Origin of the sequence: Citrobacter sp. Cpa228 (assembly GCF_030333085.1) — a bacterium.
In the GTDB taxonomy this organism is placed as follows: domain Bacteria; phylum Pseudomonadota; class Gammaproteobacteria; order Enterobacterales; family Enterobacteriaceae; genus Citrobacter; species Citrobacter pasteurii.
Genome location: NZ_JAOWGQ010000056.1, coordinates 60,684 through 83,937, shown reverse-complemented (window position 1 = coordinate 83,937; position 23,254 = coordinate 60,684). Strand labels below are relative to the sequence as shown.

At 49.7% G+C, this 23,254-nt stretch carries 22 protein-coding genes, 3 pseudogenes and 1 riboswitch; of the genes and pseudogenes, 7 read left to right on the top strand and 18 right to left on the bottom strand.

The genetic code is table 11. The features are described from left to right. Positions 1-16 precede the first annotated feature (16 nt). Positions 17-739 (bottom strand): hypothetical protein, encoded by a 723-nt coding sequence (locus tag OGX91_RS22225; RefSeq protein ID WP_286627322.1) that lies wholly within the window; start codon positions 737-739, stop codon positions 17-19. Positions 740-784: 45 nt separating this feature from the next. Continuing rightward, entirely contained in the window at positions 785-1,237 is a 453-nt protein-coding gene (locus tag OGX91_RS22220) for a hypothetical protein (protein WP_001543683.1), read from the bottom strand. A 632-nt stretch (positions 1,238-1,869) separates the two neighbouring features. Between OGX91_RS22220 and OGX91_RS22215 the strand changes: the two genes are divergently transcribed. After that, positions 1,870-2,799, top strand: coding sequence for a BstA C-terminal domain-containing protein (locus tag OGX91_RS22215; protein WP_286627321.1), 930 nt, complete (start codon positions 1,870-1,872; stop codon positions 2,797-2,799). A gap of 1 nt (position 2,800) precedes the next feature. Here the strand turns inward: OGX91_RS22215 and OGX91_RS22210 are convergent. Beyond that, positions 2,801-2,920: pseudogene (locus OGX91_RS22210) on the bottom strand (PDDEXK family nuclease); the annotation flags it as partial. Between OGX91_RS22210 and OGX91_RS22205 the strand changes: the two are divergent. The 4 genes and pseudogenes from OGX91_RS22205 to OGX91_RS22190 form a co-directional block, all read left to right on the top strand. Then, positions 2,890-3,646, top strand: a pseudogene (locus tag OGX91_RS22205) (transposase family protein); the annotation flags it as partial. The pseudogenes OGX91_RS22210 and OGX91_RS22205 overlap by 31 nt on opposite strands. Positions 3,647-3,831: 185 nt before the next feature. Continuing rightward, on the top strand, positions 3,832-4,215 hold the full coding sequence (locus OGX91_RS22200; protein WP_286627320.1) for a hypothetical protein: 384 nt from the start codon (positions 3,832-3,834) through the stop codon (positions 4,213-4,215). Between the two features lie 9 nt (positions 4,216-4,224). After that, on the top strand, positions 4,225-4,932 hold the full coding sequence (locus tag OGX91_RS22195) for a hypothetical protein (RefSeq protein ID WP_286627319.1): 708 nt from the start codon (positions 4,225-4,227) through the stop codon (positions 4,930-4,932). A gap of 126 nt (positions 4,933-5,058) precedes the next feature. Beyond that, a pseudogene (locus OGX91_RS22190) lies at positions 5,059-6,099 on the top strand (IS481 family transposase). Positions 6,100-6,173: 74 nt separating this feature from the next. On the opposite strand, the gene OGX91_RS22185 reads toward OGX91_RS22190, so the two are convergent. The 3 genes from OGX91_RS22185 to pth all read right to left on the bottom strand — a co-directional run bounded on the left by OGX91_RS22185 (position 6,174) and on the right by pth (position 9,289). Next, a complete protein-coding gene (locus OGX91_RS22185) occupies positions 6,174-7,280 on the bottom strand; it encodes a tyrosine-type recombinase/integrase (RefSeq protein WP_286627318.1) in 1,107 nt (368 codons plus the stop codon). 214 nt (positions 7,281-7,494) lie between these two features. Then, complete coding sequence (gene ychF / locus OGX91_RS22180) at positions 7,495-8,589, bottom strand: redox-regulated ATPase YchF (protein ID WP_005122324.1); 1,095 nt, start codon at positions 8,587-8,589, stop codon at positions 7,495-7,497. 115 nt (positions 8,590-8,704) lie between these two features. Continuing rightward, on the bottom strand, positions 8,705-9,289 hold the full coding sequence (gene pth / locus OGX91_RS22175; protein WP_003020814.1) for an aminoacyl-tRNA hydrolase: 585 nt from the start codon (positions 9,287-9,289) through the stop codon (positions 8,705-8,707). Positions 9,290-9,563: 274 nt separating this feature from the next. Here pth and ychH point away from each other — a divergent pair, with 274 nt between their 5' ends. After that, the gene (gene ychH, locus OGX91_RS22170; protein ID WP_005122329.1) at positions 9,564-9,842 is read left to right on the top strand and encodes a stress-induced protein YchH; all 279 of its coding nucleotides are present in this window, start codon (positions 9,564-9,566) and stop codon (positions 9,840-9,842) included. A 46-nt stretch (positions 9,843-9,888) separates the two neighbouring features. Here the strand turns inward: ychH and OGX91_RS22165 are convergent, their stop codons facing one another. The 12 genes from OGX91_RS22165 to lolB form a co-directional block, all read right to left on the bottom strand. Further along, positions 9,889-10,698, bottom strand: a complete 810-nt coding sequence (locus OGX91_RS22165; protein WP_286627317.1) for a cytochrome c1 — start codon at positions 10,696-10,698, stop codon at positions 9,889-9,891. Positions 10,699-10,702: 4 nt separating this feature from the next. Then, positions 10,703-11,875: a cytochrome b gene (locus tag OGX91_RS22160; RefSeq protein ID WP_149692014.1), complete on the bottom strand. Its 1,173-nt coding sequence runs from the start codon at positions 11,873-11,875 to the stop codon at positions 10,703-10,705. Position 11,876: 1 nt separating this feature from the next. After that, the gene (gene petA / locus OGX91_RS22155) at positions 11,877-12,428 is read right to left on the bottom strand and encodes a ubiquinol-cytochrome c reductase iron-sulfur subunit (protein ID WP_005122337.1); all 552 of its coding nucleotides are present in this window, start codon (positions 12,426-12,428) and stop codon (positions 11,877-11,879) included. Between the two features lie 24 nt (positions 12,429-12,452). After that, a complete protein-coding gene (locus OGX91_RS22150; protein ID WP_005122339.1) occupies positions 12,453-12,893 on the bottom strand; it encodes a pseudoazurin in 441 nt (146 codons plus the stop codon). A gap of 18 nt (positions 12,894-12,911) precedes the next feature. Further along, a complete protein-coding gene (locus OGX91_RS22145) occupies positions 12,912-13,691 on the bottom strand; it encodes an ABC transporter ATP-binding protein (RefSeq protein ID WP_005122340.1) in 780 nt (259 codons plus the stop codon). Further along, positions 13,688-14,752, bottom strand: a complete 1,065-nt coding sequence (locus OGX91_RS22140; protein WP_155021143.1) for a FecCD family ABC transporter permease — start codon at positions 14,750-14,752, stop codon at positions 13,688-13,690. The genes OGX91_RS22145 and OGX91_RS22140 overlap by 4 nt, the downstream gene beginning before the upstream one ends. A gap of 65 nt (positions 14,753-14,817) precedes the next feature. Beyond that, positions 14,818-15,870, bottom strand: a complete 1,053-nt coding sequence (locus tag OGX91_RS22135; RefSeq protein ID WP_040233263.1) for an ABC transporter substrate-binding protein — start codon at positions 15,868-15,870, stop codon at positions 14,818-14,820. A gap of 211 nt (positions 15,871-16,081) precedes the next feature. After that, positions 16,082-16,311: riboswitch (cobalamin riboswitch) on the bottom strand. Between the two features lie 241 nt (positions 16,312-16,552). Then, a complete protein-coding gene (locus OGX91_RS22130; protein ID WP_005126340.1) occupies positions 16,553-17,068 on the bottom strand; it encodes a GNAT family N-acetyltransferase in 516 nt (171 codons plus the stop codon). A 108-nt stretch (positions 17,069-17,176) separates the two neighbouring features. Next, on the bottom strand, positions 17,177-18,856 hold the full coding sequence (gene dauA, locus OGX91_RS22125; RefSeq protein ID WP_072041496.1) for a C4-dicarboxylic acid transporter DauA: 1,680 nt from the start codon (positions 18,854-18,856) through the stop codon (positions 17,177-17,179). 124 nt (positions 18,857-18,980) lie between these two features. Further along, positions 18,981-19,928, bottom strand: coding sequence for a ribose-phosphate diphosphokinase (prs, locus tag OGX91_RS22120; RefSeq protein WP_001518537.1), 948 nt, complete (start codon positions 19,926-19,928; stop codon positions 18,981-18,983). A gap of 264 nt (positions 19,929-20,192) precedes the next feature. Then, positions 20,193-21,044 carry a 4-(cytidine 5'-diphospho)-2-C-methyl-D-erythritol kinase gene (gene ispE / locus OGX91_RS22115; RefSeq protein WP_005126358.1) on the bottom strand — a complete coding sequence of 284 codons (852 nt, stop codon included), beginning with the start codon at positions 21,042-21,044 and terminating at the stop codon, positions 20,193-20,195. Beyond that, positions 21,041-21,664 (bottom strand): lipoprotein insertase outer membrane protein LolB, encoded by a 624-nt coding sequence (lolB, locus tag OGX91_RS22110; protein ID WP_005126359.1) that lies wholly within the window; start codon positions 21,662-21,664, stop codon positions 21,041-21,043. Before lolB ends, ispE begins: the two co-directional genes overlap by 4 nt. Positions 21,665-21,968: 304 nt before the next feature. Between lolB and hemA the strand changes: the two genes are divergently transcribed. Further along, on the top strand, positions 21,969-23,225 hold the full coding sequence (gene hemA, locus OGX91_RS22105) for a glutamyl-tRNA reductase (protein ID WP_040233235.1): 1,257 nt from the start codon (positions 21,969-21,971) through the stop codon (positions 23,223-23,225). The last annotated feature ends 29 nt before the right edge of the window (positions 23,226-23,254 follow it).

Genomic DNA, 23,254 nt, shown 5'->3' with positions numbered 1-23,254 from the left:
CCACTCCTTTTTTACCTCAAAGCATTTCTTCGCCATCACGCAAAGCTACGAGCCCCAGATACAGGCAAATTGGCACGGTTTTGCGATAGGCTGGACCTTGCAGATCATAAGCAATCCATGCTCCAGATATAGCCCATAGAATGGGGCCTAAGCTATTAATCCATGGGTTACGCTTGAGTAACTCTTTGACAAGTTGTTTCGCCGCCTCCCTTCCAATCATCTGAGCGATGAGACTGACGATAATGGTTTCTACGATCCCAAGTGCAATTTTGGGACCAAGGATCTGAAATACAATAGGCAAAATTGCCACTTTGCCATTCTTTTTGATATGGGAGATTATCTCCTCTCTGTCAATATCACCTACTCCCAGCTCATTGAAACATTTTGATAATTCTTCTGGCGTCTTGCTTAATAATTCCTTCTCAACAACGGAGAGCACCAGCTTTTCAAGTTTTGATTCTATCGAGCCGCCGACTTTAACATTGACCTTTAGTTTTTTGCATACATCATCAATGATCTCCGTGGCTGGAATAGAACCTTCCCCATTAATTAAATGCCTTTTCAGATAAGCCAAATCGGAAGAACCGAAGTATTTTATTTGTGTGTCAATAAGTGATATTAATTCAGCATGCAATGCTGGGTTGTTTTGATATGCAGATAATAGTGTTTTTCTGCGCGTATCGTTTGTGAAAGATACATAGCTATCCAGAGTGGCTGATATGTAGTTAAAGTCTTCCACAGTACATTTCTCTAAAACTCCCTTCATATTTGCTCGCTTTTTAAGTTAAAAATCTTTCAGGTTGATATCGAAATAGGGCGTCAATATCAGCTCTTCAAATAAGTCATATTCGTGGTGCGGAACCTTAACAAAGGTAGAGTTGTGATTAGGTGTCCACCATTTCTCGACGCCATAATACGCCTCTCTGGCATTGGCTTTGTGGATCAGCCGGAATGGTCTGTCCATCCAGCCATCGCTGTGTTTAGTGAAGTAGTTAACCGGGCCAGTGAACTGACCAAGCAGGTATACACCCTGATTACCGTGAGTCAGGTAGAAGTAATCGCCAATCGGAGCGTTTACAAACTCCTCTGCTTGGCTGACGGAAGACTGTCCTTTACCAGCGGTCGTGCGGTGAATGTAGACGAGCTTTTCATCAATACATTCGACCATATCCAGGAATGAGAACTCCTTCCAGCCATGTGACAGCTTCCAGAAATTGGGCATCAAATCGGTATTCATAAGCCTCTTAACCTTACGTTATAAGTGATCGCAATCTGTTGAAATGCGGATCGATTGTGATGACCATTCTGTCGCTGAATACCCATAATCGCAACAAGGTTTGTTGATGAGCTTTTCGCTGAAATCGTTCAAAGAGGATATCGGGAAGGTATGTAGATGCGTTAACTCGCATAGTTGCTGAAAATGGATGATCAACACTACTCAGCACTGGCAGGCTAACCATGATGAAAACATTTGGCGCTATGGAAACGTGATTGGGTGATTGCGATTGTTTCGGCACACCTGGTCTCCTGTCGGTAAACTCTGCTGGAAGTTACAGAGCCTGTGTACCGATATTCATCAATAATCAGGTCAGAATTCTACGAACTGACGCCTGGTTCTCGAGGTTTATCATCTATTTGCTGCTCGCTGAAATACTCGGCAGCTTTACGGGTCGGTTACCGGCCCAGATGTTGCAAGAGTATCGATTTCGTTGTTGATGAATTGATTCTGGTAGGGGCGCGGGATAAAATTCTGAGGCATTATGATCTCGCAATTTTTTGCTAGTTAGAGGTCGCACCAGTTGGCCTGGCAATTTTTATTACTCACGGTGAACGTAACCCACTGGGTTAAATGTAAGGATAAACAATAAGATGAGCGAATTCAGTGGTCAGCAACCCGCACCCCAACAAGTACTGGATTTAGGTATTAGTACAGAGGGTGTTTTTAACGAAATAGAAATGGGGATTTTACAGAACGGTATCTCCTACCTTACGCAAAACGGATTGGCCAGAATTTGTGGGGTGCATCGTAGCAATATCGCAGATATTTCCCGGGAGTGGGAAGAGAGCTTCCGTCACGGAGTTTTCGCTCGAGGGCGTATGGAGTTTATCAGCTCATATTTACAACGTGAGCAATATAATGAGCCGACACTTTACATCCCAATCCATAAAGATGGTTCCGTTCATTATGCGTACCCTGAAGTAGTATGTATGGCTATTTTGGAGTTCTACGCGTTTGTGTCGCAAAGTTCTTCAACACCCACTGCGCTTCAGTTTTTCCGTGAGTTATCTCGTGCGGGTATGCGTGGTTACATCTATACCGCACTTGGTTACATACCTGATGATCCTTGGCGCCATTATCACTCTCGCGTTTCAATCATGCATGGGGCAAATTCGGTTCCTGCCGGTTATTTCATTGTATTCAATGAAATTGCCGGTTTGATGGTGGACCTTATCCATGCGGGGTTGGCCGTGAATCAATATACTGTACCTGATATCAGTGTAGGTCAGCACTGGGCTCGCTATTGGTCCTCTTCCAATTACGACGCAACTATTGGTCCTAGGCAGCGCTGTCAGCACTATTACCCAGAAGAATTCAACCAATCTGCAAGTAATCCCCAAATGATCTATGCATACCCTGATAATGCATTGGCTGCCTTTAGGCATTGGCTCCGTGCGGTCTATTTGCCAACTAAATTCCCGAAATATCTGCTGGGTAAAGCAGGTTTGCTGGCTGGTGGACAAACTGCAGCGTTGCAAATAATTGATAACTTTAATAATCGAGCTTTGCCTAATCTGTAATTCATGTTAGGACTTTGCTATCCAGCACCACCACTGTAAAGCCTAGCGCGCGCAGCCGTTCGTGCTCGCGCAGCTGATGCGTGCGTGGTGGTTTATCGAGTGCTTTACATTCAACGAAAAGGTGGTGATTGTTACACCTAGTTGACCGTGCAATGCATGAACTGAATATCCAGACCATCTACGCAGAAAATAAGCTCTGCCAAAGACCGTGTCGAACGTGCCCATTTTCGCTGCGGGATCGGCTTGTGAAAGAGATTAGAATCAAGAGCATTTCTTCTGTAGAAGCTGCCAACGCCTTTGCTGAATAGTTTATGGGTGACTACAACCAATGCTTTGTTAAAGCGCCATGGCCGACTTTGATGTCCATAGACCACTTGAAAATGATGATGATCAGGCAGAATCTTTAACGTGGCGAGAACTACGTCGTGTTTCAAAATCCCTGATAGTGCAATATGGCAAAGCTCTGTATCATATTGAAAATAAATAGTTAAGTCGAAGGGCTATTGGGAAATATATTGAAGTCTGTCACTATCCTGATGGGCGAAAAGAGCTCCGGCTTAACGGGACAGATCTTCCCTACTCTACTCATGATCACCTTTCTGAAATCGACCAAGGAGCTATCATCGACAACAAGCGCCTCAGACGTACACTCGAATTTATCAAACTGGTTCAGGATAAGCGCGATAACAACCGTTCTCAGGCGATCCCAGCTGGTGATAGCCCTTCGCGGCAGCGCAGAAAACCAACAGAGAAAAAATCCAAGCGCTCAATAAACGGCGACGATATGTTAGATGTGTTGAAGACATTGCAGTCACGTTCTGGAGAAATTTTCGGTAAAAGGAAATAGCTTCAATGATATGATATAGAAAGGGAAGTTTCGGGAAACCGGGGTGACGTTCGGGGGGCACAAAACTCCGAACCGCAAGCGGTAGAAATTTAAACAGAGTGGGAATAAGATAGTTAAGATGGGACTACTCCCGTAGTTCGGGGCGTAGTTTAAACACATACCCTTTACTTGATAGGAATAAGTAAATGAAAAGTTTCAAAGAGTTCTGCGCCTCCTACGATAATCTTTTATTTCGTCAAATAATTGAAGATGAATTTAATCTAAGTAAAAATGCCTTTAGTGAACAACAAGCGAGTTTACTTATTGAAAAATTAGATCAAAATAACATTTATTCTAGGCTCACTCAACTAAGAGAAGATTATCTGTTAACGGGAAGTGATGATGATAGTGTCTGTAAATTAAATGATATAAACAAAGAGATATACTTATTATTAATTGACATTGGTGTTAGTCAATCCGATTTTGACCAGAAAAAATTGAGTGTTGGTACAGAAGGGCTCGATTTCAGTAAAATGTTTAGCTTATTAAAGTCAATTGACAAAAAAATAGAATCTGACAAAAAAAAGTAGGTTCCTCACATGGAGAATGATAAATATGAAACTTATAAAAGTAGAATACAAGATAGGTTTGAAGATGCCTGTAATTCACTATCCGAGTTAGATTCTTGTCATACAAGCAAGGAGTTACTAGAAAGCACAAAGGAAAAAATATTATCATTATTCAATGAGATGGACTTCGTGTGTGCAAATGCCTGTTCATTGCATGATACTGACAATCATGAGGTTGGAAAATGGTTTGCGGATACGAGCAAAGATGCATTTTATGCTTTAGCTGCGTTCTGTAAAATATCTAACAAGATTGCCCCAGAAATTAAATATCTTCCATCTGAGAAAGCTTTTGCAAGCATGCAGAGACTAATAATCATTTACTTGCCAAAAAAACAAGTTGCTGAAGTGACTGAGGTTTTATCGGATGCAGGGATTACTATTACAGGATTCAAGGAGAAACATAAATTTAGAATGACTAAATCAACTGAAAGAATAATATCTATAGTGCTAGCAATTTTGAGTGTAATTTTTTTGGCTATTCTTATATCAAATATAAATGAACCAAGTGCGCGTATATATAATCTTTATTGCGTTCTGATTTCATTATTAGGTGGTTATAGTGCGGCAGCATTTACTGGAACATTAGATTTAAGCACGAATAAGATAAAGGCTAAATCTGGTTTTGCGGTTTTTATTGTTATTTTCTTTATCTTGCAAGGGTTGCGTGTATTTAATTGATGGATTCGATAAATGCACATTATGTGTATTAGTCGCGACTTGATCTTACACATGGCCTTGAAAGGTTGAGAGTTACCGGTTTTGATATGGGTGTCGAATCCTTATGCAAAACACGAGGTAACTCTCATGCTTCATATTACCAATCCCGTCATCAAACACAAAACAGGTTTGCTCAATCTGGCTGAAGAACTCAGCAACGTATCTAAAGCCTGTAAAATCATGGGTGTCTCTCGTGATACCTTTTATCACTATCGCGAACTGGCTGATGAGGGCGGAGTGGGTTCGCTGATAAATCGTAGTCGCCGTGCTCCTAATCTCAAGAATCGCACTGACGACGCCACCGAGTGCGCGGTTGTTAATTATGCTGTCGATATCCCGGCTCATGGTCAACAATGAACCAGCAATGAACTGCGTAAACAGGGTGTTTTTATCTCAGGAAGCGGCGTTCGTTCTGTCTAGCTGCGCCACAATCTTGAAAACCTCAAAAAGCGTCTGAAAGCACTGGAAGAAAAAGTGGCCCGTGAAGGTATCGAGCTGACTGACGGCCAGATCGCCGCACTGGAACGTAAAGCCAGTGATGACGAGGCCTGTGGCGAAATTTAAACCGCTCGTCCGGGTTATCTGGGCTCTCAGGACACGTTCTACGTGGGAAATCTGAAAGGTGTCGGACGTATCTATCAGCAGACGTTCGTTGACACGTACTCGAAGGTCGCTCACTGCAAGCTGTATGTCACCAAAACGCCGATTACGGCGGCAGATCTGCTGAATGACCGTGTACCGCCGTTCTACGCGTCTCAGGGACTGCCTATGCTGAGAATACTGACCGACAGAGGCACAGAGTACTATGGAAAAGTAGAGCAGCAAGATTACCAGCTTTATCTGGCAATAAATGATATTGACCACACGAAGACCAAAGCGATGTCGCCGCAGGCGAACGGCATCTGCGAACGGTTCCACAGGACGATATTGCAGTAATTTTATCAGGTAGCATTCCGTAAAAAGCTGTATGGTGAACTCGAAGCATTACAGTCGGATCTTGATGAATGGCTGGCTCACTATAATCATGAGCGAACCCATCAGGGGAAAATGCGCTGTGGCCGGGCGCCAATGGAAACATTACTTGATGGAAAACACATCTGGGCTGAGAAAAATTTAAGCCAGATGTAATCTGACAGACATCTGTATAAATAACCGGTAACTGTCAGATCAGGTCTGAGCTAATACAACTAATGCATCATCGTTTACGAAACATCAGTACTGCTTACCCATTCATCAAGTTTATCAGCCCATTCCTGCATCATCACTTTACGCTCATCAAGGTAAGTTGCATGGTTATATGTGCGACGAACATTGTTGGTATCAGCGTGTGCAAGTTGGGCCTCAATAGCATCAGGCTGATAGCCCATTTCGTTTAAGCGGGTACTCCCTGTGGTTCGGGTTGCATGTGGGCTATAAGTACCACTCCAGCCGAAGCTTTTAAGTAGCTGGCGCAGGGAATGTGATGTCATTGGACCTTTCGGATTATCCCTGCCCGGGAAAAGGTGCTGCCGATGTCCGGTTAATCCTTGTAGCGTTCTAAGAGTTTTGACAGCTTGAGAGGGCAGGGGAATAGCGTGTTCTCTTCGGGCTTTCATCCGTGCTGCTGGAATAGTCCACAGGGCGTTATCAAGATCGAATTCTGACCATTCTGCTTCGGTGGTTTCTGCAGGACGCGCCAATGTCCACCACATAAGCCACATGCAATAGTTAACTTGGTACGAGCCACGACTATTGTCAAAACAGCTTAATAACTTTCCGATTTGCTGAGGATTCAGTGCTTGTTTGTGCTGTGTCTTATTGGCCGGAAGAGTCTTACGCATTGGCCAGACAGGATCGCTATCTGCTCTGAGCGTCGCCACCGCCAGTTCAAAAACGGATGAAATGGTGCGGCGGGCTTCATCGGCAACGGTCGGAGCGCCGCGCTTAGCCGTTTCCTGAAGAATTTTAAGAATGTGGTGCGGGGTGATTTCGGCCCAGTCTTTCATCTGCAACCACTCTTTGGCGATCAGCTCAAAGGTGTTGGATGCGTCGTTGACCTTGCGGATCTTATCTAACTGACGAGCCTGTGTCGGGCTAACTCCATCTGCGACTTGCTTACGCGCTTGCTCGCATTTCTCGCGGGCTTCGGCAAGTTTGACCGTCGGGTACTCACCCAGCGCAAACATGCTGGATTTACCGTTGAGTTTAAACCGATAGCGCCATGCCTTTTTGCCATTGGGTTTCACTTCGAGGTAGAGACCGTTGAAATCATTAAGTCGATAGAGCTTTTCTTTCGGCTTGGCAGTGCGGCATTGCGTATCGTTGAGCATAACGGGGCCTTGTTTATTTATTATACCGTTATTGTACTCACTTAAAATGAAGATGGAAGAATGTTGTACTCATCCATGTACTCATTTTCTACAGCGTTGTTACGAGATGAATTGAGACATTGTGAAATGAAAAATCCACGCAATTGCGTGGATTTTATAGAGTTTTACTTTTCTCATGAGATTTAGCGAAACCTCATGAGACAACACATTTTATTTAGACGTTGAACAGGAAGTTCATCACATCGCCATCTTTAACGATGTAATCTTTACCTTCTGCACGCATCTTGCCGGCTTCTTTCGCGCCTTGCTCACCTTTATAGGTGATGAAGTCTTCAAACGCGATAGTTTGTGCGCGGATAAAGCCTTTCTCAAAGTCGGTGTGGATCTTACCGGCTGCCTGCGGAGCGGTTGCGCCGACAGGGATGGTCCATGCACGGACTTCTTTCACACCCGCGGTGAAGTAGGTCTGCAGGTTCAGCAGTTCGTAGCCTGCGCGGATAACGCGGTTCAGGCCAGGCTCTTCCAGACCCAGTTCAGCCATAAATTCGTCACGATCAGCATCGTCGAGTTCAGCGATGTCAGCTTCAACAGCGGCACAAACGGCAACCACGACAGATCCTTCAGCGTCGGCGATTTCGCGAACTTTATCGAGGTACGGATTGTTTTCAAAACCGTCTTCGTTCACGTTGGCGATATACATGGTTGGCTTCAGCGTCAGGAAGCTCAGGTATTTGATGGCTGCTTTGTCTTCATCGGTCAGGTTTTTCAGCGCTCGCAGCATACCGGCGTTTTCCAACTGCGGCAGGCATTTTTCCAGTGCAGCCAGTTCTGCTTTCGCGTCTTTATCACCGCCTTTGGCTTTCTTCTGTACGCGGTGGATAGCACGCTCGCAGGTGTCGAGATCGGACAGTGCCAGTTCGGTGTTGATAACGTCGATATCGTCAGCCGGATCCACTTTGTTGTTAACGTGGATAATGTTGTCGTTTTCGAAGCAGCGAACAACGTGACCGATAGCTTCGGTTTCACGAATGTTGGTCAGGAACTGGTTACCCAGGCCTTCGCCTTTGGATGCGCCTTTTACCAGGCCTGCGATATCCACAAATTCCATTGTGGTTGGCAGGATACGCTGCGGTTTGACGATTTCGGCCAGTTGATCCAGACGAGGATCGGGCATCGGAACAACACCCGTGTTCGGCTCGATAGTACAGAACGGGAAGTTTGCCGCTTCAATACCCGCTTTTGTGAGCGCGTTGAACAGGGTGGATTTGCCTACGTTTGGCAAACCGACGATACCGCATTTGAATCCCATGTTTAAATCACCTTAATCTTTTGATATTCAACCTGTTATGGAAAACAGATTGTAGAAATGTAAATAACTTTGCCTATTATACACAGCACGCGAGAAAAATGCCGCACATCGCTGCTTATTGCGCTTTAAAGGTGTGTAACCGGCTCGTTGCCTTGGTGAGTCCATCTTTGAATAAAATCTCGGTACAACGTGCCGCTTCGTCAATGGCTTCATCAATTAACTTCTGTTCTGAAACAGGCGGTTTGCCTAAAACAAAACCGACAACTTTATTTTTATCGCCCGGATGGCCGATTCCAACGCGTAAACGATGAAAATTAGGGTTATTGCCTAACTTGCTGATGATGTCTTTCAGGCCGTTATGTCCGCCATGACCGCCGCCGAGCTTAAATTTGGCGACGCCGGGCGGCAGATCTAATTCATCGTGGGCGACCAGAATTTCATCAGGGTTAATGCGATAAAAGCTGGCCATCGCGCCAACGGCTTTGCCGCTCAGATTCATAAATGTGGTCGGTACCAGCAGGCGGACATCTTCACCTTCGAGCGTGACTCTGGAGGTGTAACCGAAGAATTTCGGCTCATCGCGCAGCGGGGCACGGAGTCTCTCTGCCAGTAAATCGACGTACCATGCGCCTGCATTATGTCGCGTTGCCGCATACTCTGCGCCGGGGTTCGCCAGGCCGACAATCAATTTAATCGCCACGTTATTTGTCCTGAGTGTGTCTATAACCGGCGTGTAGTTTACTGTTTGCCGACGCGCTTGACAAAAAACTGCGTGGGTCGCACCGAAAACTGAATAATTGCAGGAATGGACTATTGGAAATTGAGGGTGTTCAGTAGCTTATTTGTAAAGTTTTGTTGCGTTGGTGTTTGTATTTGTGATCACAGGCGCACTTGCGAATGGCAGTGTTGTCTATACTTTACACATAAGGATTAGGGGTATTCCCTGTAACAACCCAAAGTTCCGGAGGTGACACATGAAACGCAAAAACGCTTCGTTACTCGGTAACGTGCTCATGGCTTTAGGGTTGGTGGTGATGGTTGGTGGTGTTGGTTACTCTATTTTAAACCAGTTACCGCAATTTAATCTGCCACAGTTTTTCGCACATGGTGCCGTGCTCAGTATTTTTGTTGGTGGCGTCCTCTGGCTGGCGGGTGCCCGCGTCGGCGGACATGAACAAATCAGTGACCGCTACTGGTGGGTTCGCCATTACGACAAACGTTGCCGTCGTAATAATAGCCAACGCCACAGCTAAGTGCTGACATAACCTGCAGACCAGCCAGCGTTTCGCTGACTGGTCGTTAGTTTTTCTCGTTGCTGCGCGAGCGGGATCGCATGCGCTGTAACAGTGCTAATAGCGCCAGCATACTCGCCAGATATCCCATCACGATCGCTCCCTGGTGTTTTCTGCTCTCAAGCAGCGGGTCAGCGGCCCACGCCAGAAACGCGGTGACATCTCGTGCGTACTGCTCTTCTGTTTGGGGAGCATGCGTTTGCATAGCCCAGGTGATGTCATTGTCAGCCAGCGGTTTAGGCATATTAATTATCCCGCCTGGGAAAAAACGGTTGGTTTTCATCTCCGGGTCATCGGTTGCATACCCGGTCAGCAGCGCATAAACGTAATCAGCGCCTTGCTCGGTGTAGGGGGTGAACGCATCCAGTAAAAATCGCGGAAACCCGCGGTCGTAGGTTCGCGCTCGAACGATATAGCTCAGGTCAACCGGCAGCGCGCCATTATTAAGGTATTTTGCTTCCTGTTCATTCAGATAAGGTGACGCGAAAACATCGTTCAGATTGCCTTCCCGTTCGCCGGGTTGACCGTCGTCTTCAATTGTCGCGAAGACGTAGCCGCTGGCCAGTGTTTTGGCCTCCGCCTCACTGAGTTGCGGCCCTCCAGCTTTAGTTAACGTTTTGAAAGTGAGATATTTCATACCGTGGCAGGCCCGGCATTTCTCTTCATAGACCTGCAGCCCGCGTCGCAGTTGTTCGCTATCGTGTTTACCGCTCACGCCGCTAAACGACCATGTCTGCGCGGTGGGTAGCTGTGCGCCAATCGCGTTGCTCAAGAAAAGAGCCAGAGTCAGAGTTACAGTGGTTAAAAATCGCGCCATGATGTCAGCCCTGTCGTTCCAGTAAACGTCGGCACGGCAGCACAAGCAGAAACCATGCAAAATAAATAAGTGTTGAAAGCTGAGACGCCGCGCGTGTCCAGCCATCGTCATCGCTAAAACCATCAACTAAGTCCGGCCCGACCAATGCTTTTGAGCCCAACCAACCCAGAAAGAGCGCATTGGCGACCCAAAACCAAAAAATGGCTTTAACCAGCCGACTGTTATTACGAAACCGTGCGTGTGACGTATCCAGCCAGGGGAGAAAATAGAAAATCAGTACCGCCGCGCACATCGCAGTGATGCCTGCCAGTTCATTGGGGAAGCAGCGCAGAATGGAGAAAAAAGGCAGGAAGTACCATTCAGGCGCGACGATAGCCGGTGTGAGTGTCGGGTCTGCCGGGATAAAGTTATCGGCGCTGCTGAGATAGTGCGGCGCGAAAAACAGAAACCAGGCGAACAGCATTAAAAAGAGGGTGAGTTTGATAGCATCGTTTTCGGTGATGCGAAAATCGAACAACACACGCTGAGACTCTTTGGGCGAAAATGTTTTCTTCCGCGCGTGGGCAAAAGCCGACTGGACGGTACGGACGTGCCATATCGTAACCGCGACAATGGCGAAGGGGATGATAAAGTGAAGGACATAAAAACGGCCTAATGTCGGTGTGCCGGGCATATAGCCACCGACCAAAAAGGTATATAGCGTATCGCCAATAAACGGTACCGCGCGGGCGAAACTGGTGATGACCGTAGCGGCCCAGTAGCTTTTTTGCCCCCAAATCAGGCTATAGCCGAGAAACGCGGTGATCATCAATAGCACATACAGCGTCACGCTGATTGCCCACATCTTCAGATAGGGTTTGCGGTAGACGTTGTAATACATTGCCCGGAAAATATGCAGATAACAGGCGAAGAAAAAAAGCGATGCGCCAATAGCATGCAGATTGCGCACCAACTCACCGTGTCTGACCGCGCGCAGAATATGAACAATAGAGTCAAAAGCGGATCCTGCTGTAGGCACATAGAACATAGCCAGCACGATACCGGAGAGCATTTGCACGCCCAGCATGACCAGCAATATGAGACCGATAGCAAAAATCCACACGCCAGCGACTGAGCGGGGGACAGGAAGACGAAACTGCAGGTGATACCACGGGGGGGACGGATAAGCGGATTTCATCTCAGGCATCCTTCGTACCAATACGCAGACTCAGGCCGTCAGCCGACACGCTAAAGTCAGGGATGGCCAGATTCGCCGTGGCCGGGCCTCGCGTCACGCGCCCGGAGGTATCAAACTCGGAACCATGACACGGGCAAACCCAGCCCTGTCCGTTGGGGTTGGCATTGGGTACACAACCCGCGTGGGGGCAGTAACCTTGTACAACCAGCCACTGTGGATGTGCCGCTGCCACCCGCTCGCTATCCGCCTGTGGATCGGCCAGTAGACGCAGATCAGCTTGCCGCGCCGCGGCGATCTCCTCCGCCGTGCGGTGGCGAATCAGGATCAGTTTTCCCTGCCAGATACGCTTCACCGTCTGGCCTGCGGTTACGCCAGCGAGGGAGACATCAACGGGTTCATTTTCCGCCACAGTTTTATCATCCGGACCCAGCGCGGAAATGAGTGGCCAGACGGCGGCGGTCACGCCCGCTGCGCCGACAAATTTTGTCAGCTTGCACAGGCAATCGCGTCGCTGAGTTTGGATTGTTTCGCTAAGCGTTTTTTTATCCACCACCGTTATTCTCCCTTTATGACGGCGTTACTGTTTATCGATGCGGGTATAAATTTCCTGAAAACGCTTATCGGCAAGACCAGGGGCTTTGAACGCGCGGTAGCTGTCGGGTAACACGGCATCGCCGACTTTAATCAGCATGATCATGCCCTGTGCGTAGTGCGGTGAACATTTGATGCCGTAGAAACCTGCATTGTCGTATTTCACTTCAATCTCTTCATCGATTTTGCCGATAAAACCGGGATATCCGGCGGGAGAGAGTTCGGCAATCGACGCGGCATTGTGGCTCTTATGTTTGCGGATAAACTTCACGCTATCACCTGGCTGGATCGCCAGATAGTCCGGCTCATAAACCATCGGGCCGCCTGTACCGCGGTTTTTCATCAGCACTTCGTAGGTTTGTGCAAAAGCCGTCGAGGTGAAGGCTAACAGGCATAAGATTTGTAAACTTTGCTTAACACGTTTCATTGCGGTTCCTTTCGGTGTTTACGCGGGGCGTTGGTAACGGATAAAACAGTTCGCTTCGTCGGGGGCGTGTTCGACAATCGCATCGATCCCAAACCAGCTATTAAGATTTTCACGGGTAAAAATGGCGGCAGGACGCCCCTGCATCGCCAGCTGTCCGGCTTTCATCACCATGATGCGATCGCAGAACATCGCCGCATGATTCAGGTCGTGTAGGGCGGCGATGACGGTGAGTTTTTCACGTTTAACCAGATTGAGCAGGCCAATCTGATGCTGGATATCAAGATGGTTTGTCGGCTCATCCATCAGCAGTACCTGCGGCTGTTGTGCCAGCGCTCTGGCGATGTGCAGACGTTGACGCTCTCCGCCGGAGAAGGTATGCCAGCAGCGATGCTGCATGTTTTGTAGGGAGACTTTCTCCAGCATCGTCTGCACAATATCGTCGTCTTTCCTCGACCACGGTGACAGCAGGCTCAGCCATGGCGTGCGACCAAGCGAAACCGCCTGAATGGCGGTAAGACGCTCGCTGGTTTCAGCCTGTTGTTCAACCAGTGCCACCTTTTGCGCCAGATGGCGGCGTGAATAACGACGAATATCCTGATGGTTTAGCGTAACGTGCCCGGAAGACGGTTTCAGTAAACCTGCCAGGAGCGAAATCAGCGACGTTTTCCCGGAACCATTGGGGCCGATAATGCCGACAAACTCGCCGCGTGAGACCTGAAAAGAGACATCATTGACGATGGCTTTGCCTTTGACTTCCCAGTACAGATGCTGGGCGTTTACCACAGGATTAGCGGTCATTTCCCCGGATTCCCTCGTATCAAAATGATGGCAAATGCAGGTGCGCCGACCAGTGCGGTAATCACGCCGATCGGCAAGACCTGTCCTGGAAGTAAGGTGCGTGAAATAACATCCGCGACGATGAGGAAAATGGCGCCAATAAGTGCGCTAACGGGCAATAGGCGATGGTGCTGATTTCCCACCAGTAATCGCGCAGCATGGGGAATGACCAGTCCGACAAAGCCAATAGCGCCGACGATTGACACCATGATGGCCGTCATCCCTGTCACGGCGGCAATCAGTACGCCACGGGTGCGTTTTACGGGAATGCCCAGCGATGCCGCCGATTCCGCGCCAAACGAGAAAGCATCCAGGTGGCGGGCATAGCAAAAGCAAACGATGATGCCTATCAGCGCAGTAGGGATTGCCAGCACGACATCCGGCCAGCGTACCCCACTGAGATTGCCCAGCAGCCAGAACATGATGCCTCTAGCCTGTTCGGCATTGGCTGAACGCGTAATGATGAGCGAGGTAATGGCATTGAAGAGCTGCGAACTGGCAATCCCGGCGAGAATGATTTGCGTGGTGGCCGAGCCGCTTTTGCCCCTTGCCGCCATCGCCAATAGCGCGACAAACAGAAATGCCGTCAGCGCGCCAATAAACGCGCCAAGCGACATGGAAATGATCCCTGCGCCAAGTCCGGTCAGGGCGATGAGCACCGCGCCCGTTGAGGCTCCGGCAGAAATACCCAGCAGGTAAGGTTCGGCCAGCGCATTGCGCAGCAACGACTGGAGAACCACGCCTGAAACCGCCAGACAGGCTCCGCAGCAGGCGGAAACCAGCGCACGGGTCAGGCGGTAGTTCCAGATAATCCCGGCATCAAGCGCATCCACCGCATACTGTGTATCAAACAAGCGGTTTGCCAGCGTATGGCTGACATGCCGCCACGGGATAACCGTCTCACCGATTGAAATGCCCGCCAGAAGGACGCCGCACATCACCATGCTGACCCACAGCGTGTGGAACAGCGTCCGGCTGGCAAGTTGGCTCATGGCATGACGCGTCCTGCGTAATTCGCTCATTGTTTACGACTTCCCGGAATACGAAAGGGCGCTATGCCCGCATAAGGCATAACGCGCGACGAGAGTTAGTGAGTCGTCTGAGGGTGCGCCAGACCATATTGCACCAGCGCATCGGCGAGTTTTTCCAGCCCGTCAATGGTTCTGATACCCGCGTTCATGGTCTGCACGTCGATCACCGGCAGGTGGTTTTCTTTCACTGCCGGGATCAGGCGGGTAACAGGATCGGACGTGAGGTATTCCATTTTGACTTTCCAGTCATCGGCCGGGAAGCGGCGACGGCCCATTTCGCCGAGGACGATGACCGATGGGTTGGCTTTGGCAATGGTTTCCCAACCTACCGTTGGCCACTCTTCAGCGGAATCAATGACATTTTTCACCCCAAGAGATTGCGCTATCCACGCCGCGGGACCAAATTTCCCGGCGACATAAGGGTCAAGCTGCAGGTCGGCGCTGGAGAACCAAAAGACGGCAGATACGTGGTTGTCCATACCGGCAATCTTAGCTTTCGCGGCGGCTTCACGTGCTTTCAGGCTGGCAATCAGCTCATCGCCTTTGTCCTGTACATCAAAAATTTTCGCCAGGTCGGCAATTTCCTGATAGACCATGGCGATATCAAACATGCTCTTACGCACGCCGTCACCGCCGTCTTCGTTGTCTTTAGCGCAGTCGGCTGGGGCGGTATAAACCGGAACGTGTAATTCGCTAAATTGTTCGTAAGAAGCAACTGTGCCCGCAGGGCCAATCTGCCATTCAAACTGACTGGCCACCAGATCCGGTTTTTTCGCAATAATCCCTTCGAAACTCGGGATGTTTTGCGCAATGACCGCAATCTTGTCATTCGCCGCTTTGTATTGTTCAGGTACCGGGCTAAACCACAGTGATGTCCCAACAACACGATCGGCCAGACCCAGGGAATAGAGGATTTCAGTACTGTTTTGTCCAACGGTAGTCACGCGTTTTGGCGCATGATTAAACGTAATATCCCTACCACAGTTTTTGATCGTTAGTGGATATTCTGTTTTAGCCGCAGAAGCCATATTGCTGGTCAGGAAGAGTGCTGCGCCAGTCAGTGCCAGAAGTGAAAGTTTGCAATAAGCAGAGGTTAATTTTGCGTGCATTAGCGTTGTCCCGTTCATGCCAGAATCTGAACGTCTGGTCATGGTTCATTTCGTTCCATAAATTCGGGACAGGCACATGACGATAGATGACATCTAATCGTGAACTGCGGGCAAGATAATATGAAAATAAAACATATTGTTGCCAATTTGTTCAGAAATTATATTACTCATTCGTCAAATAAATCACCCCATGGACCATCCCGTCCACTCAATGTATACAACCTTGACAGCAGGTCTCCTGGCTCGCGGCAATCTGAATATCGGCCTTCCCATAAATGCGTTCTTTACAGTGACCTGTCGTGGATAATCCACGACACAGTGATATTCAGTTTCCGCTTACAGTTGCGGGGGCAGCTATGGCATAAGATTAAAATAATCCGCACCATATTCCGTTTCAAAATGATAAATAGATTCTGAAATACTGTCGGTGGGGACTTTATCGGTATCGAATAGCTCCGTCAACCGCTTGAATAAGTAGGGTTGATGCCGCTTTTTGTTTTTAATTCAATAAAATCAATTTGTTGCTTTTGTGCTTGTGACATTAATTATGTGGAAAGCACAAAAGTCGATAAACTAAATGAGAATTGTTTGATGTTGATCAATTAATGTTTTCTTTGCCGGGCTGACCACGATTAATAGCGAAATTTACTGTGATATTTAATTATTTGCGCGGCGTCACATTTTATTGATGTTTTTCCATGTGCACGATTTGCTGCTCGCCACCTTCATCAAAATAGACGGTAAAGTGATTTCGCAACCAGAATTGATAGCCACCAGGTAAAAAATGGTGGGTGTGCAGATAGCGTGTTTTATATTGTTGCTGGTCGCAAAATTGTTCCGCCAGCAGAACAAGTTGACTGCCTATGCCTTGCCGACGATATTCCTGTGCGACGTAGCAGCGACAAATTTCCGCGGTTGAGGATAATTGATAGCGTCCACGCAGTGCCGGTATTCGGTCATCGTACTGGCAAACCGCCAGCGTAGCGATAAGTTGCTGTCGGTTATTCCATGCGCCGAGCAACAGATTTCGCGGTTGATGGAGGTAGTGTGAGCGCAGATTTAATACATCTGCATGCGGTTCAGGTGCTGGTCGGTTAGCGTTAAAATAGAGATTTAAATGGTGGATAATAAACGACTGAACGGACGAAATATCAGCCTCAGTTATTTCACGGAATATAAATGCAGTATCAGCGTTCATCGTTGCAGATATCATCAGAACAAGGGAAACTGGATAATAGCAACTCAGACGCGTTTACAGAAGAGAAGTGTTACCGGCAAGCCTGCGCAAGCCGGTAACATAGTATGATTAAATATCTGCCAGCGCGGCATCACGGTTCGGGAAGAACGCCAGACGACCAGGAATGGGTTGGATACCCGCGCGCGCCATGGTGCGTAGCGGCTGGAACTCCAGATTACTGATACGCAGCTCACAACCCTCCGGCAGGCGTTTAACAAAACGCTGGAAGGCGTCCAGACCGCCGGCATCCAGCACCGGTACTGCGTCCCACTTCAGCACCACAATGCGTTTGCCTTCAAGGCGAGATTCGAGATCGGTAAAGAGTCCCTCTGCTGCGGCAAAGAAAAGCGGGCCAATAACGCGTAGTACCAGTACATCGTTTGGTACGTCTACGTTGACCGGAGCCAGACGCGTCATGCGTGCAATACGGCGCATAAACAGCAGCGAAGCGAGAACAATACCGACGCTGATGGCGATAACCATATCGAACAGCACCGTCAAAGACATACACATCAGCATGACGATGATGTCGTCTTTTGGCGCGTGGCGCAGCAGATCCACAACTTTATGCGCTTCGCTCATGTTCCATGCCACCATCAGTAGCAGGGCAGCCATCGCCGAAAGGGGTAGCCAGGAGAGCAGCGGTGCCAGAACCAGCAGGGCGAGGATCACCAGAATCGCGTGAATGACCGCAGAAATTGGCGACGTTGCGCCGGCACGAACGTTAGCTGCTGAACGGGCAATCGCGGCGGTGGCGGTAATACCACCAAAGAATGGGGCGACAATATTACCCAGACCCTGACCAATCAGTTCGCTATTGGCTTTATGCTTGGTGCCGGTCATCCCATCGAGGACGACGGCGCACAGCAGAGATTCGATTGCCCCGAGCATTGCCATCGAGAAGGCTGCCGGTAACAGCGCCTGTAACGAGCTCCAGCTCAGGGTAAAGTTTGACTCCGGCATATTCCACGGTAAAACCAGCTGCGGCAGCAGCTGTGGGATACCATTGCCCTGTGAGCCGTCAGCCAGAATATAGTGGAACTGAGATCCGATGGTGGCGACATGGCCGCCAGTCAGGTTCACGATACCCATTACCGCACAGCCTGCCAGTAGTGCTGGAAGGTGGCCCGGTAATCGGATACCCAGACGCGGCCAGACAATCAGGATCCCCAGCGTTACCACGCCAATCGCGGCATCACCCACGTTGATGGTTGGCAGGGCCATAAACAGCGCGCCAACCTTCTGCAAATAGTGCTCTGGCACATGAGCCATCTGCAGGCCAAGAAAATCTTTAATCTGCATGGTACCGATGGTGATACCAATACCTGAGGTAAAACCTAACGTAACGGACACCGGAATATATTCGATCAGGCGGCCAAAGCGAGCGAGGCCGAAGAGGATCAGGAATATCCCGGACATGAGCGTGGCGACCAGCAGACCTGCCAGCCCAAACTGTTGCGACACCGGATACAGAATCACCACGAAGGCGGCGGTGGGGCCTGATACGCTAAAGCGTGAGCCCCCGGTGAGGGCAATAACAATCCCAGCCACGGCTGAGGTATACAAGCCGTACTGTGGTGCAACGCCACTACCGATTGCCAGCGCCATCGCCAGTGGGATGGCAATTATCCCAACCGTTATCCCGGCGATCAGGTCGCGGGTAAAGCGAGAAGCGGTATATTTTTCTTTCCAACAAGCGTCGATGAGGGCGCGGAAAGGCATCACATGTGAGGAAAATAATCTGTTCACAATAATGTTTCATCCATGGGCGCATCATCTGTCAACTGAATGGCAGGTGAAGGAGGCAAAAGTCATACAAATAAATATTACAGATAAAAAAACCCGCCGCAGCGGGTTTTTGAGCCTGGCTCGATTAATGCTCGAACATAGCAGAGATGGATTCTTCGTTGCTGATACGACGAATCGCTTCGGCCAGCATACCCGACAGAGTCAACGTACGCACGTTTGGCAGTGCTTTGATTTCGTCGGTCAGTGGAATGGTGTCACAGACAACGACTTCATCAATTACTGAATTGCGCAGGTTGTTTGCCGCATTACCTGAGAAGATCGGGTGAGTTGCATAAGCAAATACGCGTTTAGCACCACGCTCTTTCAGCGCTTCAGCTGCTTTACACAGCGTACCGCCGGTATCGATCATGTCATCAACCAGCACGCAGTCACGGCCCGCAACGTCACCAATGATGTGCATCACCTGAGAAACGTTCGCACGTGGGCGACGTTTATCGATGATAGCCATATCGGTATCGTTCAGCAGTTTAGCGATAGCGCGGGCACGCACGACGCCACCGATATCCGGAGAAACCACAATCGGGTTGTCCAGATTCAGCTGCAGCATGTCTTCTAACAGAATCGGGCTACCGAATACGTTATCAACCGGCACATCAAAGAAGCCCTGGATCTGTTCAGCATGCAGGTCAACGGTGAGGACGCGGTCAACGCCAACGCTGGACAGGAAGTCCGCGACGACTTTAGCGGTAATCGGAACACGAGCAGAACGTACGCGACGATCCTGACGTGCATAGCCGAAGTAAGGGATAACGGCGGTGATACGGCCTGCGGAAGCACGGCGCAGCGCATCAACCATAACGACCAATTCCATCAGGTTGTCGTTAGTTGGGGCACAAGTGGACTGGATGATGAAAATATCACCACCGCGTACATTTTCATTAATTTGTACGCTGACTTCGCCGTCGCTAAAGCGACCTACAGCGGCGTCGCCGAGTGAAGTGTACAGGCGGTTGGCAATACGTTGTGCTAGTTCCGGGGTAGCGTTACCAGCAAAAAGCTTCATATCAGGCACGAGAAGAACCTCAGGCATGCGTCCATTGGTGGAAAGAATCTGCCGAAAACTGTGCGGGCCAGGCAGTATCCTCTCCAGGCGGTGTATTAAAGAGCGCGATGCAACGTCTGGAACGGGGTGACGTTGTCACCGCAACTCAGCTTGCCCGGCTTACTCGTCATCAGTCACGTTTCATGTGCTGGCATCAATTTCTCGCACCAGTCACATATTTTTGTATGTGTCTGGCGGTTCGTCATCTCGCCATCTTCCTGAAACCCAAATGATTTAGAGTAGCGCTCTGTGCAATGGGGAGAGGTTTACACCTTTCGCCACAAAGCCTTTGAGCCAATCCGGGGCTTGCTCAAGCACCTGGCGAGCACGGAACTCAGTGTCAAATTCAGCAAAGACACAAGCCCCTGTACCAGTCAGGCGCGACGGCGCGTATTCTAACAGCCAGGAAAGCGCCGCATCAACCTCGCGAAAACGTTTTCTTGCGATAACCTCGCAATCATTGCCGAATTCACATTTTAGTAACGTTTCTATTGACCTTTTTGGCGTGTTGCGCGGGAGGTCAGGATCTTTAAAAATCACCGGCGTTGGAATACTGACTCCAGGATGGGCGACCAGGTACCATTTTTCTGCTGGATTGACCGGCGTCAGGATTTCTCCTACGCCTTCAGCAAAGGCTGCGTGACCGCGTACGAATACCGGTACGTCGGCGCCCAGCGTTAAACCCATTATTGCCAGTTCATCTACAGACAACCCACACTGCCACAGATGATTCAGTGCCACTAAAACGGTGGCGGCATTCGATGAGCCACCGCCCAGACCACCGCCCATCGGCAGGCGCTTATGAATGCTGATGTCTGCGCCGCTGCCGGCTGGCAGGCGACCACGTTCCGTGGCGGTTTTCATGAGCAAGCGTGCGGCGCGCACAATCAGGTTGTCTTCATGCTCAACACCATCAACGGGCGTTAACAGGTGAATTTCACCGTCGCTGCGTACGTTGATACTAATCTCGTCGCCATAATCGAGAAACTGGAACAGCGTTTGTAGCGTGTGATAACCGTCCGCACGCTGTCCGGTGATGTATAAAAACAGATTCAGTTTCGCCGGAGAGGGCCAGTGGGTCATCATTTCACAATCCAGTTATCCATTTTCAGCTTAATGCGCTGGGAGCCGTCGGACAGTTCCATGTTCGCCGGCATCGCTGGCTGCGTTTTGCTGTCATAGGCGCTGTACACGACTTTCCAGCTTTTACCGTCTTTACTGTAATTCACTTCACTCAGACGATATTGGTCGTCGAGTTTATAATCGGTGGCGTCTCCCGGCAGACCCAGGATCCACTGGCGCAGGCTGTTCAATGGAATAGGCATGCCGGTCAGTTTGCCAATCATCTCTTCGGCGTCGTCAGCGGTGTAGTGCTTCCCTTTGTTATCGACGAGTTCGACGTTGCCCGGTTGCGCGTTCAGTTCCAGTTCGGTACTACCCAACGGATTGGTCAGCAGAAGGCGATAGCGATCCTGGCCAGTTTGCTGCCAGAAAAAGCGGGCATACACTTTCTGCTGGTCGGAAATATAGGCAAACGCACCGCGTGTCTGATATTGGTTCAGTGCGCGCACTTCCTGCTGGTGCTGGCGCCATTGCGGAGAATCGGGGCTTTTACCGGGACCTTTCGGCGCGTTGAGCGTACAGGCGGTAAGAACCAGGCTTGCCAGCGGCAACAGACGGATCAGGCGAAAATCAGGCAGGGTCATAATGATGACAAATCCTTGTAATACGGTGCATTAATTGCCTGATGGCGCGGCGCTTATCAGGCCTACAAACTGAATCCGCAGGTTGGAAAAGACACGTTTTTCGCCATCCGGCAAAATCATGCCAGCGGTTGCAGTTATAACCCTTAATGCTAGCGCCGACCGTGAATATCGTCTACGGTCACGTTATCTTAATTTAAACCGTAAGCTATTACTCCAAAAGGGGGCAGTCTCTTTTATTGGCCGCACGCATCCTGTATGATGCACGCAGTCTAACCTTATCAACGCTGGTACTATTCCCGCACACATGACCCTTTTAGCGCTTGGTATTAACCATAAAACGGCACCTGTATCGCTGCGAGAACGCGTAACGTTTTCGCCGGACACGCTCGATCAGGCGCTGGACAGCCTGCTTGCGCAGCCAATGGTGCAGGGCGGGGTAGTGCTGTCGACGTGTAACCGCACAGAGCTGTATCTCAGCGTAGAAGAGCAGGATAACCTGCAGGAAGCGCTGATTCGCTGGCTGTGTGAGTACCACAATCTGAACGAAGAAGATCTGCGCAGTAGCCTCTACTGGCACCAGGATAACGATGCTGTCAGCCATCTGATGCGCGTTGCCAGCGGTCTGGATTCACTGGTGCTCGGCGAGCCACAAATTCTGGGGCAGGTGAAAAAAGCCTTTGCGGACTCGCAAAAAGGCCACCTGAACGCCAGTGCGCTGGAACGTATGTTCCAGAAATCATTCTCCGTTGCGAAACGTGTACGCACAGAAACGGATATCGGTGCCAGCGCGGTCTCAGTCGCCTTTGCTGCCTGTACGCTGGCGCGGCAGATCTTTGAATCCCTTTCCACGGTAACCGTGTTGTTAGTGGGTGCTGGCGAGACCATCGAGCTGGTGGCGCGACATCTGCGTGAGCACAAAGTGAAGAAGATGATCATCGCTAACCGCACACGTGAGCGTGCGCAGGTGCTGGCCGATGAAGTCGGTGCCGAGGTGATTTCGCTGAGCGATATTGATGCCCGCTTACAGGATGCCGATATTATTATCAGCTCTACCGCCAGCCCGCTGCCTATTATTGGCAAGGGGATGGTCGAACGTGCGCTAAAAAATCGCCGTAATCAGCCTATGCTGCTGGTCGATATTGCGGTACCACGCGACGTTGAACCGGAAGTGGGCAAACTGTCCAATGCCTATTTGTACAGTGTTGACGACCTGCAAAGCATCATTTCGCATAACCTGGCGCAGCGCAAAGCGGCCGCCGTGGAAGCGGAAACCATCGTTGCGCAGGAAACCAGCGAGTTTATGGCCTGGCTGCGAGCACAAAGCGCAAGCGAGACCATCCGCGATTATCGCAGTCAGTCTGAACAAATCCGTGATGAACTGACCGCCAAAGCGTTGGCTGCTCTGGAACAGGGCGGTGATGCGCAAGCCATTATGCAGGACCTGGCGTGGAAGCTGACTAACCGCCTGATCCACGCACCAACCAAATCACTTCAACAGGCCGCCCGTGACGGGGACAGTGAACGCCTGAATATTCTGCGCGACAGCCTCGGGCTGGAGTAGCAGTACACCAATCTCATTTTTTACAGGGT